This window comes from Pandoraea sp. NPDC090278, from assembly GCF_044772185.1.
GTDB lineage: Bacteria > Pseudomonadota > Gammaproteobacteria > Burkholderiales > Burkholderiaceae > Pandoraea.
Genome location: NZ_JBIVYJ010000004.1, coordinates 333,211 through 351,159, shown reverse-complemented (window position 1 = coordinate 351,159; position 17,949 = coordinate 333,211). Strand labels below are relative to the sequence as shown.

Here is a 17,949-nt window from a genome sequence, read left to right as displayed (position 1 = left end):
CCTGCTTCCTGGAACGTCGGCTATCGCTACACTTGCGGCGACTAAGTCGCGATTTCGGATTCGGATGGCGGCGTTGAACTCGCAGCGGCGGGCATGCCGTCGTTCACCGACAGCCCTTGCGTTGCCAGCGCTTTCCATCGACGGGCTTCCGCGACGTCTCCCATACGACGCTCCGTATTCGCGACAATGGCCGCGACAGCACCCGCTTGCGATCGCAAATTGCTGCGAACCCGACGCTCGTGCAACCTCATTCCCGTGCGACTCGTTTGTGCCGCGTTGCCGGATTCTCGGTAGGCGTCGAAGGCTATTTCAAGACATTCTCTGGCCTTTTCCTCTTGCGTTAGCTGGAGAAACAAATCGGACGCGAGAGATAGTTTGGCTCCAGCCCGGTCGAGGGCATCGATTTTCGACGTCGTTTCGCCCGCCTCATGGTGGTGCTTGGCAATGTCTCGCCAGACAAGTCCGCTCGCCTTGGGTTTATTGGCGGCATCGAACAGTTGGGCGCTGACGCGCAAGGCCGAGACCACCGGTATACCGGCGTGGTTTGGCTGGGTAGCAGCGCCTCGTGCGACGGCCCGATAGGCTAGCGCCAACGCCTCAAGCGTATCTCGGTCGCCAATCGATTCGATTGGCTTTTGACCGCGACAGCGCTCAAGAAAGGAACTCCAGGCACGCAGAACACCCGAGTCGTAATACCCTGCATGCGATCGCTTCTGCTCCCTTGCGAAATTGCAGATCAGCGTTCGGTGAGTGTCGTCGCAATTCGTCATCAATTGCATGGATTCGGCTTCCGAGAGCGCACCATCGCCGTCACCGAAGCAGTCGCTCTCCAGCGGCATGCGCAATTCGTAGTCCGGGAAGGTCAAGACGATCAGGTCACGCGCGCCCAACTTGGCGCCTTCGAGCATCGCCTGTCTCGCGGCAGGTGTCAGCCCGCGCAACAGCTCCCATGCGTCCTGATTCACCTGTCGGAGCATCTCCCTACAGGCCAGAAAATCGCGACCTGCGCTCGATGTCGCGACATGACAATGCGCCAGCCTGGAGAGGACTTCGGACTTCTTTCCACCGCTCGAAAAGCAGTCACGGATGATATCGACCGGTCCCATGTGCTTGAATCCGTTCAGGAAAGCGAGAAACACCGAGTCGGGTGGCCGAGCATTCTCGGCGATCTCGCTATTGAACCGACTCAGCACGCCCAGTCGTCGCTCGCTGAAATGATGATCGGGAAGCGACGTGATCGGCAGATTCGGTCCGTTGGTCAGCGAATTCGATGGGATTGTCATGGAGTCTCCTGAGACGCGTATTAGATTCAGTCTGCGCGCGCCCTTCCCGACTCACTTTCAAGTATCGCCGTACTCGCCCTGGGATATCTGACTGCTACGGGTTCGACCTTCGGGCCATCAATTTCGCGAATCTTCTCATGATCTCCAGCGTTCTTACGGTCGACTCAATTTCCGAAAGCGTTTCCTCGGTCTTTGCCTGTTGATCGGCCCACGCGGCTTCAAAATCAGACCGGCTGATATGCTCGACAACCTTGGGAAGTGGCACGATTTCATCGACTCCCCCGGATATCGGCACCGTAGGCACGCTGGAGATACCCCGTAACACGACTTCTCCCGTGTAAGCGCTCAATGCCGCCTCACGGATACAGACGGCGTCGGCATGTCGACCGTTCTCCCACAATTTGAGCGCATTTCTGGCGAGCACACTTGCCGCAAGCGCGGTCACCTCGACGGCCGCGTCACGATCGAATTTGCGCGTATGTAAAGCCGCGAGCCTTAATAGGGCGGGGGCACAGGACTTGTGATCCCCGGCAAGAAAATACGCTTCCGCGCTATTGGTGAGCATTCGAACCAATGGATATTCCTCGCCGCACCCCCGTCCGAAAATTCGGTCCGTCAGCGCCAATAGGATAGACGCCAGTGCTTTCAGCACCGCCTTCTCGTCACTGAATTCCGCAATCGGTTTACGATCAATGCATCGATTTATCAGATCACTCCAGAGACGACACGTCTCGGTATCCGGGGTCTCTGCGTCAAAATGCACAAGCTTGGAGGAGAATAGATCCAACAGACAGTGAAGTCGCTCCTCCGGGTCCGTGAGCAGTTTCTGTATCTCATGTGTCGTCAATGCGCCCTCCCCGGTCCCTAGCGAGGCGCGTCCAAGCGGGATGCATAACCCGATATCCGGGAAGGAAACGACAATCTGCCCGCGATCACCAATGTATGCGTCGGCAAACATCGCCGCTCTAAGCTCTGCTGGCAACGCGCCAAGCAGCGTTGTGGAATCCTGGTCGACGAGATGAAACTCGTTACGTTTCGCAAGAAAATCGCGGCCCTGGCCAAACGAAGCCACGTGGGAGCGCGCTAGGGCGCGCGAGATTTTCTCGTTTTTTTCATCCGACTGGCCGCGAAGCACGGAGCCCAACAGTGCCGTGGAATCGAAGTTTCGTATGAAGTCCTCGATCACCTGGTCCGTGGGACAGTTGCCATCGTCGAACCGACGAGTGAAGTCTTTCAGTCGACCGATGGCGCAATCGCGAAGACTTTCGTGCGGTGCGGCCGGAGCCGTGAGGTTATGACCAGGCGTTTCAGAAACATTTTGCATACAGGTTGTCTCGTCGAAGTCTCAGGGACACCAGTCTGCGCCGGCGCACCGGGCCTTCTCTTTCAGATTTCACCGCGCTCGCGATCATCGATTTCCTATCCGCGTTGAGGCAGGTGGAAACACTATCGGGAAGTCGGAACTTCGACGCGGAAGACAGGGCGACATGCCGGAATTGACGCTCCCTCTTGCACAACGTTTTACCCCGAGGCGCAGTTCGCTTAGTTCGATGTGCCTGGTCCAGACTGTTGGGTCCTCGATTTTTCTAGTCCTCCCATGATTCGCGAAGTTCTTGGGGCCAAAGCGGTTTACGAAGGCATTTCCTCGGTCGTTGCCCATCGATTTGCCCACGCGGCCTCAAAATCAGACTCGCTGATGTGCTCGACAAGCGTGGGCAGTGGCACGATTACATCGGCCATCCCAGATACCGGAGCCGAGGACGCCCCGCTTAAACCCAGTAACTTGGGTTCCTCCGCGTAAGCCTCCAATGCCCTTGCACGGCTATTCCGGGCGGCGGCAAGTCGACTGTCCTCCCAACATTTGAGCGCATTTCTGGCGAGCACACTTGCCGCAAGCGCGGTCACCTCGACGGCCGCGTCACGATCGAATTTGCGCGTATGAAAAATCGCGAGCTTTGTTAGCGCTCTGCCACAGGCCATATGATCCCCGGCAAGAAAATACGCTTCGGCGCAATGGGTGAGCATCCGAACCAACGGAAATTCCTCGCCGCACCCCCGTTCGGAAATTCGGTCCGTCAGCGCCATTAGGGTAGATGCCAGTGCTTTCAGCACCGCCTCCTCTTCACTGAATTCCGCAATCGGTTTGCGATCGATGCATCGATCTATCAGATCACTCCAGACATGACACGTCTCGGTATCCGGGGTCTGTCCGTCGAATTGCACAAGCTTGGCGGAGAATATTTCCAACCGGGAGTGAAATCGCCCCGTCAGGTCAGTGAGCAGTTTCTGTATCTCATGCGTCGTCAATGCGCCCTCCCCGGTCCCTAGCGAGGTGCGTCCGAGAGGAATACACAACCAGGTATCCGGGAAGGGAATGACAATCTGCCCGCGATCACCAATGCGTGCGTCGGCAAACATCGCCGCTCTAAGCTCTGCGGGCAACGCGCCAAACACCGTTGCAGAATCCTGGTCGACGAGATGAAACTCGTTACGTTTCGCAAGAAAATCACGGCCCTGGCCAAACGAAGCCACGTGGCAGCGCGCTACGGCGCGCGAGACTTTCTCCGTTTTTTCGTCTGACTGGCCGCGAAGCACGGGGCCCAATAGTTCCCTGGAATCGAAGTTTCGTATGAAGTCCTCGATCACCTGGTCCGCAGGACATTTGCCACCGTCGAGCCGAGCGGTGAAGTCTTTCAGTTGATCGATGGCGCTATCGAAAAGACCTTGGTGCGGAGCGGCCGGAACCGTGAGGTTATGTTCAGGAACAATTGGCATACAGGTCGCCTCGTTGAAGTCTCAGAGCCACCAGTCTGCGCTGGCACACCGAGCGCTCTCTTTCAGATTTCACCGCGCTCGCGATCATCGATTTCCTATCCGCGTTGGCGGCCGCTGAAATGATGACCGGGAAGCGGCGCTATCGGCAGATTCGGTCCGCTGGCCAACGAGTTCGATGGGATTGTCATGGAGTCTCCAGAGACGCGTATTGGATTCGGTCTGCGCACGCCCCTCTTGCGCAACGTGTCACCCTGAGGCGCAGCTCGCCTAGTTCAACGAGCCAGAGCCAAACTGTTGGCCCCTCAGTTTCCCGAGTCTGTTGACGATTGCCAGCGTACTTAGGTCGAACATAAGTTGCGAGTCCATGTCCACGGTCTTTGCCCGTCGACCGGCCCACCCGACCTTAAAATCAGATTGGCTGATGTGCTCGACAAGCTCAGGAAGCGGCACGATTTCATCGTCCGCTGCAGATGTTGGCCCTGGAGGCATGCCGCTGACACCTCGTCCCAGGGCTACCCTCAGGAACGCGTTCACTGCCACTTCCTGGCGGACGGCGGCTTCCGCTAGGTACGCGCCCACTGCCATGTGCTCGCTGACTTCGGCTTCGGTATATCGACCGCCTTCCCAACGTACGAGCGCATTTCTCGCGAACACGCTTGCCGCAAGCCTGGTGGCATTTACAGCCGCGTCGCGTTCTAAGTTGCGCACATGAGTAGCCGCGAGCTCTAATAGGGTGCTGCCGCAGCTCTGATGATCCTCGACAAGAAAATACGCTTCGGCGCAACGGGTGAGCATCCGAACCATTGGAAACTCCTGGCTGCGCCCCCGTGTGTCAATACGGTCGGTCAGCTTCGCTAAGGTAGACGCCAGAGCTTCCAGAACCCTCCGCTCTTTACTGAATTCGGCAATCGGTTTGCGATCGATGAATTGATCTACCAGATCACTCCAGACATGACACGTCTCGGTATCCGGGGCATGTGGGCCAAGACCCGCAAGCCTGGCGGCGAATATTTCCAACAGCCAGTGACATTGCCCCTCATGATCCATGAGCAATTGCCGTATCTCATGCATCGTCAATGCACCGTCCCCGGTCCCGAGCGAGGTGCGTCCGAGAGGTATGCACAAGCCGATATCCAGGAGGGGGAAGACAATCTGCCCGCGATCACCAACCCGTGCGTCGGCAATCATCGCCGCTCTGGACTCAGCGGGCAACGCGCCAAACAGCGCTGCGGAATCCTCGTCAGCGAGATGAAGCTGGTTGTGTTTTGCAAGAAATTCTCGACCTCGACCAAACGAGGCCACGTGGCAACGCGCTGCGGCACGCAGGACCGCCTCTTTTTTTTCTTCGAGCAGGCCGCGAAGTACAGGGCCCAACAGCTCAGTGGAATTGAAGTTCCGCATGAAGTCGTCGATCACCTGGTCCGCAGGACAGTTGTCATCCTTAAACCGACGAGTGAACTCTTCCAGTCGATCGATGGCGCTATCGCGATGACTTTGGTCCGGAGCGGACGATACCGTGAGGTTATGACCATGCGTTGCGGAAATATTTAGCATACAGGTCGTCTCGTTGAAGTCTCAGAGCCACCAGTCTGCGTCGGCGCACCGGGCCTTCTCTTTCAGATTTCACCGCGCTCGCGATCATCGATTTCCTATCCGCGTTGGTGACGGCGGAACGCTCGATTACATTGGCTGATTACGAGGCTTACGCGCGGCCCACAACTTTTCAAATTCGGAGTCAGAGATATTTTCTCCAAGTATGAGAGGCGGCGGGGATCCTTCCTGCGCAGGAGGTATGGTAGCCGTCCCCGCACCGGCGGCGGTCGCTAACGCCCTTTCGGCCACATAGGCGATGTATGCCAATCCTCGACACTTGTCTGCCTCGGCATATCGCCCGACGTTCCAGCGGTCTAGCGCGGCACCGGCAAGGACACTTGCCGCAATCTTGTGTGCCCATGCCGCGTTGCGAAAATCGCGTCTTCGCTGGTGGAAATCCGCCATTTCAGTCAAGCACTTCGCACAGGATTCGGGATCGTCGGCGTGAAAATACGCCGTCGCACTATGGGCGAGCATGCGTGGCATCGAAAATTCGTGATGAAGCGCGCGCTCCGATACCCGGCCTGCAAGTGCCCTCAGTGCGAATGCCAATGCGTCCAGCGTCGTCGGGTCATTGCCGAACTGTTCGATCGGCTTGGCGTCGATGCATCGCTCAATCAAGTCGTTCCAGACATGGCACGCCTCGTTGTCCGGGTATTTCGCATCGACACGCCCGAGCTCGGCGGAGAATTGCGCCAGCAGCGATTCCAGTTGCCCGTCCTGATACGTCAGCAGTTGCCTGACTTCGTCCATCGTCAATGCGCCCTGTCCGGTACCTAACAAGGTGCGTCCGAGGGGAACGCGTAACCCGATGTCCGGGAACGTAAAGACGATCTGCCCGTGATCACCGACACGTGCGCTAGCGAGCATCGCCTCTTTGATCGGTGCGGGAAGCGCTCCGAACAAGTCCGTCGCATCCCGGTCGACGTGGTGGAGCAACTTCCGGCGCTCAAGGAAATCGCGGCCTGCGCCAAACGTCGCTACGTGACAACGCGCCGCACGACACAATATTCGCTTCTTCTCTGCGTCGGACAGGCAGCCAAGCACCATATCCCGCAGTCCCATGTGCGCAAAGTGGCTCATGAAATCGTCGATGGCACTGTCCGAGGGGGAGCCGCCGCCATCGAACTGACAAGTGAAGTCCGTCAACTGATCGATTCGGCTGTCACTGAGACTTTGGTTCGGATAGTTCGGGACCGGAAAGTTTGGGCAGGGGGCGATAGAGATTTCTTGCATGAACGTCGTCTCTCAGGGGGCTTGGAGCCACCAGTCTGCGCCGGAGCGTCAGGCGTTCTCTTTCAGTATTCGCCGCGTAGGGGATCGTCGCATTCCCATCCTCGGCGCGGCGAATCCGTCATGAAGGCGAGTGAGATCCTGGACGGTTGCCTGCGGTATCGCTACTGGCTTCCGAGACATTTAACGGTTCGGTCGGGGCGGCGTGCACCTGCGCGACGGTCGCGACGGAAGCGCCACTGTTCACGGCCGCATTCGCGCGATGGAACTCCGCCTTCGTATAGGCGTCATGTGCCAGCGCGATGCATTCGTTCCCTTCGGCCGACTGCCTCTGCGCCATCAATCGCTCAGCCACCTGTACGAACATTCCCCCGGCATGCTGGTAAGCGTTGCTCGCGCGCTTTGCATCTCCCGCTTGCAGATGGTAACTCGCAATGTCGAGCCATCCTAATCCGACGTTCTTCCCATCCTTCGCGTGACTGAATGCGTCCTGGCTGTCGACAAGAATGCGGAAAAGCGGAAGGTCGCTGGTGTACGAACATCCGGATACCCTGCTTCCCAACGCTCGCAAGGCCAATCCGAGTGTTCTCAATTCGGCGGGATCTGCGCTGAATTCTCTGATCGGTTTGCCGCCGATGCAGCGCTCGATGCAGGCATACCATGCCGCCCAGACGTCAATGTCGGAATACGGCGTACGGGTTTGGTCCATCTCACGGGAGAATTGCTCCAGAAGCGATGGCGTCTCCCCATCGCGACCCAGGAGCAGTGTTCTGGCCTCGTCGTACGACAGCGCCCCCGGCTCGGCGCCGAAGCACGAACGCCCCAGAGGAAGATTCAGCGCAAGTTCGGGAAACAACAAGACGATCTGAAAACGAGGGCCGATCCACGCGCGCCGCAGCATGTCGTCCCGGGCCTCGAACTGCAACGCGCCCAACAATTTTTGGGAGGCATCAATGGCAGGACCCAACATTTGATCTCGCACCAGAAAATCCCGTCCGGCGCCATATGACGACACGTGACATTGCCCGGCCCAGATCAGAATGTCTGCCTTGTCCCCGCCGGTAAAGCAATTACGTAGGGTATCGATCGGCCCAAGATTCGCGAACCGCGCCAGGAAGACCCGAAACTCGACGTCATCGGGCCAATGCTCCCCTTCCAGACGGCCGTTGAAGTCGTCGAGCAACGCCATCCGTCGCTCACTGAGATTGGATTCCGGGTAGCGCTGTACGGGGAAGTTGCCGCCGGTGATGGATGAGGTCGAAATCATGGATGTCGGATAGACCGAGTATGAAAACAATCAGTCTGCGTCCGAACGCACGATGTCACCTTTCACTTTTCGCCGTAGCGGCGCCGTCCGTCTTTTAGCAGGGCAACGGTTCCAGACGAGTCGCCTGCAATGCATCTTTGAATTTCGATATCTCTTCGTTCGACAACACGCCGATGAAAACCATCGACGAGGGCTGCACAGGCAGCTCCGGGCGCGCCCTGAATGTCACCCGTGACCCCACGGCATGCATCTCGCTCATGCCCCCGGTCGAGGACACGACGAACCCTTTTGCTCGCAAAAGCTTGCCCCGAAACATCAACAGTGCCGCCCGCAGGCGATTGCGATCCAACGCGCCGTCCATCTTCCAGACGAAGCTTCGCAGACCGCTCGGCAACGCGTGACCCGGTGCGCGCAGCGGCCTCGGACTTAGCAAACTGGGCAGTGCAAGCGCTTCATCGGGAAACAGAATCGCCGGTGGCACCACACCGCTATCCGCCGTCACGACGATCTGCGTCGCACCGAGTTCGGTCAGCCGTTGGCGCACCCCCTGCAACGCCTCGGGCGTGACGAGATCCGCCTTCGTCATGACAAGCGTGCTCGCCGCCATGATCTGCTTGTGCGCGATGTCACCGACGTAGCGGTCGGCGAGCGTTTCCTCGATGCCGCACGCGTCAACCGCGACCACAATGCCGTGTAATCGAAACGCCTTGTCCAACAGCCCCACCTGCGCGATGCGCATGGGATCGGACACCCCGCTCGCTTCGATCACCAGCAGATCGGGACGCTGCGCCCGCTCGCCGATGGCGATGAGCGTCTCCACAAGGCGTCCGCCGATGGTGCAGCATACGCAACCGTTTTCCAATCCGATCACGTCGTCGCTACGCTCCCGGATGAGCGATGCATCGACGTTGACCGAGCCGAAGTCGTTCACCAGCACCGTCACGCGCAAGCCATCCGCATTGCGCAGTAACGCGTTGACGAGGGTCGTCTTTCCCGCGCCCAGATAGCCACCGAGAACGATCATCGGCACCGGTTGCCGTGCGACGTCGGCCTGTACTTGCGCGTCGGGCGTCTGGACGGTCGTCATCGCGGCGCGCGGAAGATATCCCCGCCAAGGACGGTGCCCCACACAGGCATCTGACGCAAATCGTCGATGGGCACCTCGTGGGGATCCGCCTCCAGCACCGCAAAGTCCGCGTACTTGCCCACTTCGATGCTGCCGATCAGGTGATCCATCCCCAACGAAAACGCGGCGCCCAACGTGACGGCACGCAACGCATCGTCGACCGGCAAGCGCAACGACTCGCCGAGGACACGGCCCGACGAAGTCTCACGCTTGATAGCGCACCATGCGGTGAACAGTGGATTGAGTTGCGTGATCGGCGCGTCGGAGTGCAACGCAAACGGCAAGCCGATCTGACGCGCGATCTCGGCCGCATCCATGCGATTGGCGCGATCCGGCCCCATCGTCTGCATGTAGTGCGCGTCGCCCCAGTAGTAGACGTGATTCGCGAAGAAATTCACGCACATGCCGAGGCGCTGCGCGCGCGTGAGTTGTGCAACGTCGGCCATCTGGCAGTGCTGCAACGTGTGACGATGGTCGGTGCGCGGATGCACTTCGAGCAGCTTCTCGATGGCGTCGAGCACCACTTCCGTGGCTTCGTCGCCATTCGTATGAATGTGCATTTGCAGTCCGGCCGCGTGGAACGGCAGGAACGTCTCGACCAGTTGCGACGGTGCGATCAGCCACAGTCCGTTGGGCTTGCCGTTGTGATAGCCCGGCCAGCGCAAACGCGCCGTGAACCCTTGAATCGAACCGTCGACGATGAACTTCACCGGTCCGTAATGCAGCTTGTCCGTGTTGCCTTCGCGCGCATCGAGCACGCGTTGCGGCCCACCCTCGGGACAACGTTGCGGTGCGAAGGCGGGCACGATGCGAATCGGATACTTCGCATCGGCCGTTGCCTCATGGAGATTCGCGTTGCCGGTCGGCGTCAGATCGTTGACGAGATCGGTCGCGGTGGTCACGCCCGCGAGTTGCGCGACACGTCCGAAATTCCAGATCGCGCGCGGACTCTCGCTGGCGGCAATCGACAGCCCCTCGCCGATGACCCGATACACCGGAAACATCGCAGCGAACTCCTGCAACTCGCCGGTCGGTTCGCCGTCTTCACCGAGGACGATGCCTTCGACGTCCGCGTCGCCATCGATGCCCGCGAGTTCGAGCATCGGTGTGTTCACGTTCATCAAATGGACGCTGGCATGCAGGATCGCGATGGGGCGCGTCATCGACACCGCATCGATATCGCGCGCGACCAGTGGCGCGCCTTCGAAGAAGATCGGATCGTAACCCCAGGCGAGCAACGGCTTGTGATCGTCCGTCATGCGTTGCTCGGCGTCGCGCAGGCGAGCCAGTACGTCGGACGGCGTCTTCAATCCTTCCCACAGATGCCCGTCCGGGCCGCGCCGGTCGTAGTAGCCGACATAGACCGCGTCCCACATCGCGCCCTCCATCAGGTGGCAATGCCCCTCGACCAGACCGGGCATCAGCACTTTGTCGCGCAGCGTGTCGATGGGCGCAGCATCCGTCCATCGGCGCATATCGTCGGCGCCGCCGACGGCGAGAATCCGGCCGTCGCACACAGCGACGTGGGTGGCCATAGGCTGCGCCGGATTCATCGTCACGATCTTGCGGGCGACGTATACGCGAATATCGTCGCGGCTGGCTGAGGTGTTGTCTCTTTCTGTCATCGTTACTTCTTATAGGGGGAAAGCGTCCCGACACCGACGTCCGTCGAACGTGCACGGCTACCGCCGAGGAGCAGGTGGAGCACCGACATCACCACGACGTTGACGACCAGGCAGATGAGCCCGAGGTTGACCCCGCCGAGGTCCGGATTCTTGTAGTAGAGCACGAGCGCGAGTCCCTGCCCTGCCAGCACACCGGCGGCGACGGCAGTGGCGCGCACGCGCATGCGGAACACCACGGCAATCACGCCCGGCAGGAACTGTGTCACGCCGTAATACGCCATGTTGATGAGCGTGAGCATGAGGTTAGGCGTGAGCAAGGTCAGCACGATGGAACCCAGGAGATACAGCACGATCACCACCTTCGAGCTGGCCTTCTGGCGATGCTCCGGCATGCCCGAGAGGATGTTGCGCGTGACGATGGGGCCGAGCGCGAGACAGATGCCTGCGAGCACGAGCAATCCCGAGAGCGCCGCGCCTGCCGCCACAAGGCCGACGAGCCACGACGGCAGCAATTGCGTCACCGCTGCGAAAAACGCTTCGTTGGGCGAGGCGAGCTGGATGTTCTGGCTGATCGCGTAGTACGACGCCAGCACCAGGAATGGGTACATCAGCATGTACAGCGGCATGGCGACCTGCGTGCGCCGGATCGTGGACGCGCTCTTCGCGGTGAAGAAGTTCTGCACGCCAAAGGGCATCACGTACATGCCGAGCGACTGGAACACGATGGTCGTCATCGCGAAGGTGAGTTGCTGTGTGCTCATCGTATTGCTCACGTGCTGGCTCGCGGCCTGAAACACGGGCGTCACGCCGGACTCCCACGCCACCGCGACACCGGTGATCACGATAGCGGCGACCATCAGCACGTCTTTGAGCACCGCGATGTAGGCGGACGCCCGTACCCCGGCAATCGCGATGTAGACGAAGGCGAGCATGGCCGAAAAACTAATGAGCCACAGCGGCTGGAAATTCCATCCCAGTCCCTTGAGCGCCGCCACCAGCCCGGTGAACTGCAATTGCCCCCAAGGCAGCAGGAAGACGATAGCCGTGATCGCGACCACTAATTCGAGAAAGCGATTCTGGAAGTGGCCTTTGAATAGGTCGGGCAGCGTAATCGCGTTGTAGCGCTTACCGGCGTCCCAGATCTTCGGGCCTAGGAAGTAGCCGACGGGATAGGCCAGCAGAATGTAGCCGAGGAACCACACGCCATAGGTCGGCCCCTTGGCGTAGATGCCGCCGGGGAAGCCGACCATCGTACCGATGCTGTAGATCTCACCGGCGGCGAGGAAGAATACGAGCCATGCGCCGAACTGACGCGACGCGACGAAGAAGTCGTGCATGCTCTGCGGGCCGCGTCCGCCGCGCGCGCGCAATGCGAGATAGACCGACAACAGAATGAAGCCGGCAAAGATGAGGGTTGCCATCGACGCAATCTCCGGAATTCGGAACGTAATTCGGCACGTACGCGGGATCGGGGTGCCGTGGGCGCTGGCTCGGGTGAGCGCAGCACCGATTCAATGCGCGCAAAAGCGCGCCTGAGGCGAAGTTGCTAAGGAAGGACGTTGGACGCGCGCTTGGTGTCGCTCGCCGCGCATCACGTCACGCGGGGTCTTCGACGATATGTCGGTCGAAGAGCGTCCAGCACAGCCACAGGCAGACGGACGTGAGCACGAACCACAGGAAGATCCAGCCATAGATAAACGGCACGCCGAGCACGTAGCGCTCGACGGAAGCTGCCCAGGGCAGCAGTCCTACAACCCCGAGATACGGCAACCCAAGGCCAATCAACAATCTGAGCATGTCCCATCTCCATTGCGCACGGCACGTTGCGATGTGCCGTTACGGTCGCGCGGCGCGGACCTTTTGTCGGATTCAGTATCCCCAGCCAAAAATCGCGCCGTTTAGAGCCACATGCCAGAAAAGTTTGGTGCCAGAGAGGCACGATGCACGGCGCGCCCCATATGTCCGCAGTTTGGTGCCAGCTTACAATTTATAGCACTTAGTGCTACATTTTTCGGCCATAATGCACGCATGAAAGCCATATGCCGTTAGCAAGGAAGGGAGTGGGCGAAAGCTGTCAGGGGAGAGTGCGGGTCTTTAAGACCCGAAGGTTTTCGAGCGATGCTCGGGCTGCCGAAATATCCAACGACGAGTTGTACCGTGTTGCGATGAGGTGGGCCAACGAAGGCGTTTGCGGTAACGCGCTGGGCGCTGGCGTCGTCAAGGCGCGACTGCGCAATGGAGATTTTCGAGCGCTCCTCGTCGAGCAAGAAGAGGTGTGGATCATCTTTGCATATCTGTTCGATAAGCAAGATGAAAAGAACGTCGGACCGAAAGCGCTGAAGGGCTTCAAGAAGCTGGCTAAAGACTTCAAAGGTTTGCCGAAAAAGGCATTTGAGGCCATGTTGCAGACGGGTGAGTTAGTGGAGATTTGCGGAAAATGACCAAACCAGTGGTGGTATCCAAAACTGCGGCCAAGCCAAGTCGGAAGGCCGCCGTCAAGACGACTGATGCCTCGCCCCGAGCACGCGTTGCGAGAGTACGAAACCGGTCTTCCGTCGATGAATCCGATGCGCTGACGGCGATCCACGAGATTGCAAAAGACATGCACGCCGCTGGCGGCATCAGCAAACGGACGATGCGTGAATATGACGAATTGTGCGTTCCCGCCGTTCCCAAGTACACAAAGACCACGATCATCAAAATTCGCAAGAGCGTTCATGTGAGTCAGGGCGTCCTCGCGGCATATCTCAATACCAGTGCGTCGACAGTTCAAAAGTGGGAGGCGGGCACGAAGAAGCCCAGCGGCGCGGCGGCAAAACTGCTTCAAGTCATCGAAAAGCACGGACTGGCGGTGCTGGCGTAATCACACCACTACGCTGGCGCCACGCCCACGAAAAATGTGGGGCCAGTCAGGGACTTCCCTGACGAAGTCCAAGCCGTAGCGGTGCGGCGATGCGCTGGCACCATCACAAGTCTCCGGTGGTACTAATCCCACGAAATTGTTCTTGGCAGTATTGGCTCATTCTCTTCAGGAGCCAAACGTGGGTACGATTGAATCCTTCGCGCTGGATCGTCGCTCCGCAGCGCCATACGATCCGCTTTACGATCCGCTCGTCTCGTCCACCCCTGGGTTGGGCATGGACTACGCGCCGACCTATTGGGTTGCCACCGCAGGCGAGCCGCCGGAAGACGACGGACCGCTCTCAGGCGATGCCGATGTCGACGTGGTCATCGTCGGCGCCGGGTTCACCGGCCTGTCCACCGCCCTGTTCCTCGCTCGCGAACACGGCATTCGGGCCACGGTGCTCGAAGCGAATCAAACGTGCTGGGGTTGCACCAGCCGTAACGGCGGTCAGGGCCAAAATGCCAGCGGACGTCTCTATCGCTCGCAATGGATCGATCGCTGGGGCAAGGACACCGCGCTGCGTCTGGACGCAGAAATCCGCGAAGGCTTCAACACGTTCAAGTCGCTCATCGCCGAAGTGCCCGAGTGCGACCCGCAACCGGGTGGTCATCTCTACATCGCCCACCGCGATCGCAAGATGGACTTCCTGCGCAACGAAGCCAAAGTCATGCGCGACGTCTTCGGCTACGACACACGCATCCTCTCGCGCGACGACGTCCGCGAACAATACGTCGACGATCAGGAAAACTGCGGCGCACTGCACGAACCCGACGGTATCGGTGTGCACCCGCTCAAACTCGCCTTCGGTTATCTGCGCATGGCGCGCGCACTCGGCGCGCGCGTGCATCCTTCGACACCGGTACTGGGCGTAGAGACGATCAACGGCGTGCATCACGTGCGCACACCGCGCGGTGTCGTGCGCGCCAAGGCCGTCGCCTTCGCCACCGGCGGCTACACGCGTAACGACGTCACGAAGGCGCTGCGCTCGAAGATCATGCCGATCCTGTCGAACTCGCTCGTCACACGCGTGCTCACGCCGGACGAGATCGCCGCAACGAACTTCCGCACGCACGAGGTCATCACCGACACGCGCACGCTGCGCTATTACTACCGTCTGCTGCCCGATAACCGGTTGCAGATCGGTAGCCGAAGCTCGATCACCGGCGCCGATGCGCAGAATCCGAAACATATGGCCGTGCTGGTCGAAGGCCTGCACCGCAAATTTCCCGCACTCAAGGGTATTCAGATCGACTACTCGTGGTGGGGCTGGGTGGATGTGAGTCACGACATGATGCCGCGTGTCACGCAACCCGATCCGCGTCAGAACCTCTTCTATGCCGTGGGCTACGGCGGCAATGGCGTGTCGTTCTCCGCACACGCCGGACGCCGCCTCGCCCAACGCATTGCCGGGCAGCGCGACCCGTCGTGGAATCTGCCGATCTACGACTCCGCGCTGCAATACCCGAACGTGTTCGGCACGGTGCAATGGCAAGGCTTCGCGCCATTCCGCCGCATCGGCCAGCGCTTTCTCTATCAGCGATATCACGCGCAGGACGAAGCCCGCTGAACTCACCGATCCCGCCGATATCGCCTACCTCTCGAATTTTGGAATTTGCAATGACGACTCAGAACGACACCGCTGCCATCCAGTTGCTCACCACATTCAACGACGCCTGGAATCGCCACGACATCGACGCCCTCATGGCCTGCATGACCGACACGTGCGTGTTCCATGCCGTCGCGGGCCCCGACATGCTCGGACGCACCTTCGAAGGCCGTGAGGCCGTGCGCGCCGCGTTCCAGTCCGCGTGGGAGAACTTCCCCGACGCGTCGTGGACCGAGGGCGTGCATTTCGTGGACGGCGATCGCGCCGTCTCGGAATCGACGTTCCGCGGCACGAAGGCGGACGGCTCGCGCGTCGAAGCGCGCATGGTCGACGTGTTCACCCTGCGCGACGGCAAGATCGAAGTAAAGAATGCGTTCCGCAAGGACCGCCCGGCGTTCTGATCACGCCCTGAGGAATGCCCGGATTGCCCGCCCCGCCTGACGGGGCGTTTTTTTCTGAACCACGGCGACAGACCTTCTTCGTCACCCAACATACGTTTCATTTGTATTTTTCAATACAAAACGTACCAAATAATAAAAATACCAATTGACGACGGCGGTTTGATCCCCTAGATTTCGAAACAAGCAACGAAATCGGAATTATTTGTTCCGTTAATTTTTTTCACTGGAGACACCCCATGAACGCCAAAGATCCGGCTACGGCCACCCAGCAACTGACGGCTTCCGATGCCGGTCCGCAAACGATGACGCCCTCGGAAGCGTTCGTCGAAACGATGGTCGCCAATGGCGTGAGCGAGATGTTCGGCATCATGGGCTCGGCTTTCATGGACGCGATGGACATCTTCGCTCCGGCCGGTATCCGTCTGATTCCGGTGGTGCACGAGCAAGGCGCTGGCCACATGGCTGATGGTTACGCTCGCGTGTCGGGTCGTCACGGTGTCGTGATCGGCCAGAACGGCCCCGGCATCAGTAACTGCGTGACGGCTATCGCCGCCGCTTACTGGGCGCACAGCCCGGTCGTGATCGTCACGCCGGAAGCGGGCACGATGGGTATCGGCCTCGGCGGCTTCCAGGAAGCGAAGCAACTGCCGATGTTCCAGGAATTCACGAAGTACCAGGGTCACGTGACGCACCCGGCGCGTATGGCCGAATTCACCGGCCGTTGCTTCGACCGCGCCATGGCCGAAATGGGCCCGACGCAACTCAACATCCCGCGCGACTACTTCTACGGCCAGATCAAGGCCGAGATTCCGCGTCCGCAACGTCTCGATCGCGGCGCTGGCGGCGACGAGCGTCTGAACGAAGCCGCAGAGCTGCTCGCGCAAGCCAAGTTCCCGGTCATCATCTCGGGCGGTGGTGTGGTCATGGCCGACGCCGTCGAAGAGTGCAAGGCACTGGCTGAACGCCTCGGCGCACCGGTCGTCAACAGCTACCTGCACAACGACTCGTTCCCGGCCAACCATCCGCTGTGGTGCGGCCCGCTCGGCTATCAAGGCTCGAAGGCAGCCATGAAGCTGCTCGCACAAGCCGACGTCGTCGTCGCGCTCGGCTCGCGCCTCGGACCGTTCGGCACGCTGCCGCAGCACGGCCTGGACTACTGGCCGAAGAACGCCAAGATCATCCAGATCGACGCCGACCACAAGATGCTCGGCCTCGTGAAGAAGATCTCGGTGGGCATCTGCGGCGATGCAAAGGCTGCGGCCGTCGCCCTGTCGCAACGTCTGGCCGAGCGCACGCTCGCCTGCGACGCCACGCGCGACGCACGCGCCGACCAGATCGCCACGGAAAAGGCCGCCTGGGAGAAGGAACTCGACGACTGGACCCACGAGCGCGATCAGTACAGCCTCGACATGATCGAAGAGCAGAAGAACGAGAAGACGTTCAACGGCGGCGAGTATCTGCACCCGCGTCAGGTGCTGCGCGAACTCGAAAAGTCGATGCCGGAAGACGTCATGGTCTCGACCGACATCGGCAACATCAACTCGGTCGCCAACAGCTACCTGCGCTTTAACAAGCCGCGCAGCTTCTTCGCTGCCATGAGCTGGGGCAACTGCGGCTACGCCTTCCCGACGATCATCGGCGCGAAGGTGGCCGCACCGCACCGCCCGGCCGTGTCGTATGCCGGTGACGGCGCGTGGGGCATGAGCCTGATGGAAACGCTCACGTGCGTGCGTCACAACATTCCGGTCACGGCCGTGGTCTTCCACAACCGTCAATGGGGTGCCGAGAAGAAGAACCAGGTCGACTTCTACAACCGTCGCTTCGTCGCCGGAGAACTGGACAGCCCGAGCTTCGCCAACATCGCCCGTGCGATGGGCGCGGAAGGCATCGTGGTCGATCGTCTGGAAGACGTCGGCCCGGCGCTCAAGAAGGCCATCGACATGCAGATGAATCAAGGCAAGACGACCATCATCGAAATCATGTGCACGCGCGAACTGGGCGATCCGTTCCGTCGCGACGCGCTCTCGAAGCCGGTGCGCATGCTCGACAAGTACAAGGACTACGTCTGACGCGGTAGCGGTTCTTCGTGTGACAGCGCTCCCGGCTCTGTGGGTGCCGGGGGCGCTTTTTTTATT

At 60.0% G+C, this 17,949-nt stretch carries 15 protein-coding genes; 5 read left to right on the top strand and 10 right to left on the bottom strand.

Annotation, left to right across the window (positions count from 1 at the left end; all coding sequences use genetic code 11):
• Positions 1–41: 41 nt before the first annotated feature.
• The 10 genes from ACIQWO_RS16655 to ACIQWO_RS16610 form a co-directional block, all read right to left on the bottom strand.
• Entirely contained in the window at positions 42–1,283 is a 1,242-nt protein-coding gene (locus ACIQWO_RS16655; protein ID WP_402826176.1) for a hypothetical protein, read from the bottom strand.
• Positions 1,284–1,377: 94 nt separating this feature from the next.
• Positions 1,378–2,607 (bottom strand): hypothetical protein, encoded by a 1,230-nt coding sequence (locus ACIQWO_RS16650; protein WP_402826173.1) that lies wholly within the window; start codon positions 2,605–2,607, stop codon positions 1,378–1,380.
• A gap of 305 nt (positions 2,608–2,912) precedes the next feature.
• Entirely contained in the window at positions 2,913–4,058 is a 1,146-nt protein-coding gene (locus ACIQWO_RS16645) for a hypothetical protein (RefSeq protein WP_402826170.1), read from the bottom strand.
• A 267-nt stretch (positions 4,059–4,325) separates the two neighbouring features.
• On the bottom strand, positions 4,326–5,612 hold the full coding sequence (locus ACIQWO_RS16640) for a hypothetical protein (protein ID WP_402826167.1): 1,287 nt from the start codon (positions 5,610–5,612) through the stop codon (positions 4,326–4,328).
• Positions 5,613–5,738: 126 nt separating this feature from the next.
• Positions 5,739–6,887: a hypothetical protein gene (locus ACIQWO_RS16635; protein WP_402826164.1), complete on the bottom strand. Its 1,149-nt coding sequence runs from the start codon at positions 6,885–6,887 to the stop codon at positions 5,739–5,741.
• A 118-nt stretch (positions 6,888–7,005) separates the two neighbouring features.
• The gene (locus ACIQWO_RS16630) at positions 7,006–8,151 is read right to left on the bottom strand and encodes a hypothetical protein (protein ID WP_402826160.1); all 1,146 of its coding nucleotides are present in this window, start codon (positions 8,149–8,151) and stop codon (positions 7,006–7,008) included.
• 94 nt (positions 8,152–8,245) lie between these two features.
• Positions 8,246–9,238: a CobW family GTP-binding protein gene (locus tag ACIQWO_RS16625; RefSeq protein ID WP_402826157.1), complete on the bottom strand. Its 993-nt coding sequence runs from the start codon at positions 9,236–9,238 to the stop codon at positions 8,246–8,248.
• Positions 9,235–10,902, bottom strand: coding sequence for an amidohydrolase (locus ACIQWO_RS16620; protein ID WP_402826154.1), 1,668 nt, complete (start codon positions 10,900–10,902; stop codon positions 9,235–9,237). Before ACIQWO_RS16620 ends, ACIQWO_RS16625 begins: the two co-directional genes overlap by 4 nt.
• 2 nt (positions 10,903–10,904) lie before the next feature.
• Positions 10,905–12,323, bottom strand: coding sequence for a sodium:solute symporter (locus ACIQWO_RS16615; RefSeq protein ID WP_402826151.1), 1,419 nt, complete (start codon positions 12,321–12,323; stop codon positions 10,905–10,907).
• A 175-nt stretch (positions 12,324–12,498) separates the two neighbouring features.
• Positions 12,499–12,699, bottom strand: coding sequence for a DUF3311 domain-containing protein (locus ACIQWO_RS16610; RefSeq protein WP_039395941.1), 201 nt, complete (start codon positions 12,697–12,699; stop codon positions 12,499–12,501).
• 242 nt (positions 12,700–12,941) lie between these two features.
• On the opposite strand from ACIQWO_RS16610, the gene ACIQWO_RS16605 reads away from it, so the two are divergent.
• The 5 genes from ACIQWO_RS16605 to xsc all read left to right on the top strand — a co-directional run bounded on the left by ACIQWO_RS16605 (position 12,942) and on the right by xsc (position 17,883).
• Complete coding sequence (locus ACIQWO_RS16605) at positions 12,942–13,343, top strand: type II toxin-antitoxin system RelE/ParE family toxin (RefSeq protein WP_402826146.1); 402 nt, start codon at positions 12,942–12,944, stop codon at positions 13,341–13,343.
• Positions 13,344–13,504: 161 nt separating this feature from the next.
• Entirely contained in the window at positions 13,505–13,765 is a 261-nt protein-coding gene (locus tag ACIQWO_RS16600) for a helix-turn-helix domain-containing protein (RefSeq protein WP_402826863.1), read from the top strand.
• 178 nt (positions 13,766–13,943) lie between these two features.
• Positions 13,944–15,374 carry an NAD(P)/FAD-dependent oxidoreductase gene (locus tag ACIQWO_RS16595; RefSeq protein ID WP_402826143.1) on the top strand — a complete coding sequence of 477 codons (1,431 nt, stop codon included), beginning with the start codon at positions 13,944–13,946 and terminating at the stop codon, positions 15,372–15,374.
• 50 nt (positions 15,375–15,424) lie between these two features.
• Positions 15,425–15,814 (top strand): nuclear transport factor 2 family protein, encoded by a 390-nt coding sequence (locus tag ACIQWO_RS16590; RefSeq protein WP_039395939.1) that lies wholly within the window; start codon positions 15,425–15,427, stop codon positions 15,812–15,814.
• Positions 15,815–16,050: 236 nt separating this feature from the next.
• Entirely contained in the window at positions 16,051–17,883 is a 1,833-nt protein-coding gene (xsc, locus tag ACIQWO_RS16585) for a sulfoacetaldehyde acetyltransferase (RefSeq protein ID WP_402826139.1), read from the top strand.
• Positions 17,884–17,949 lie beyond the last annotated feature (66 nt).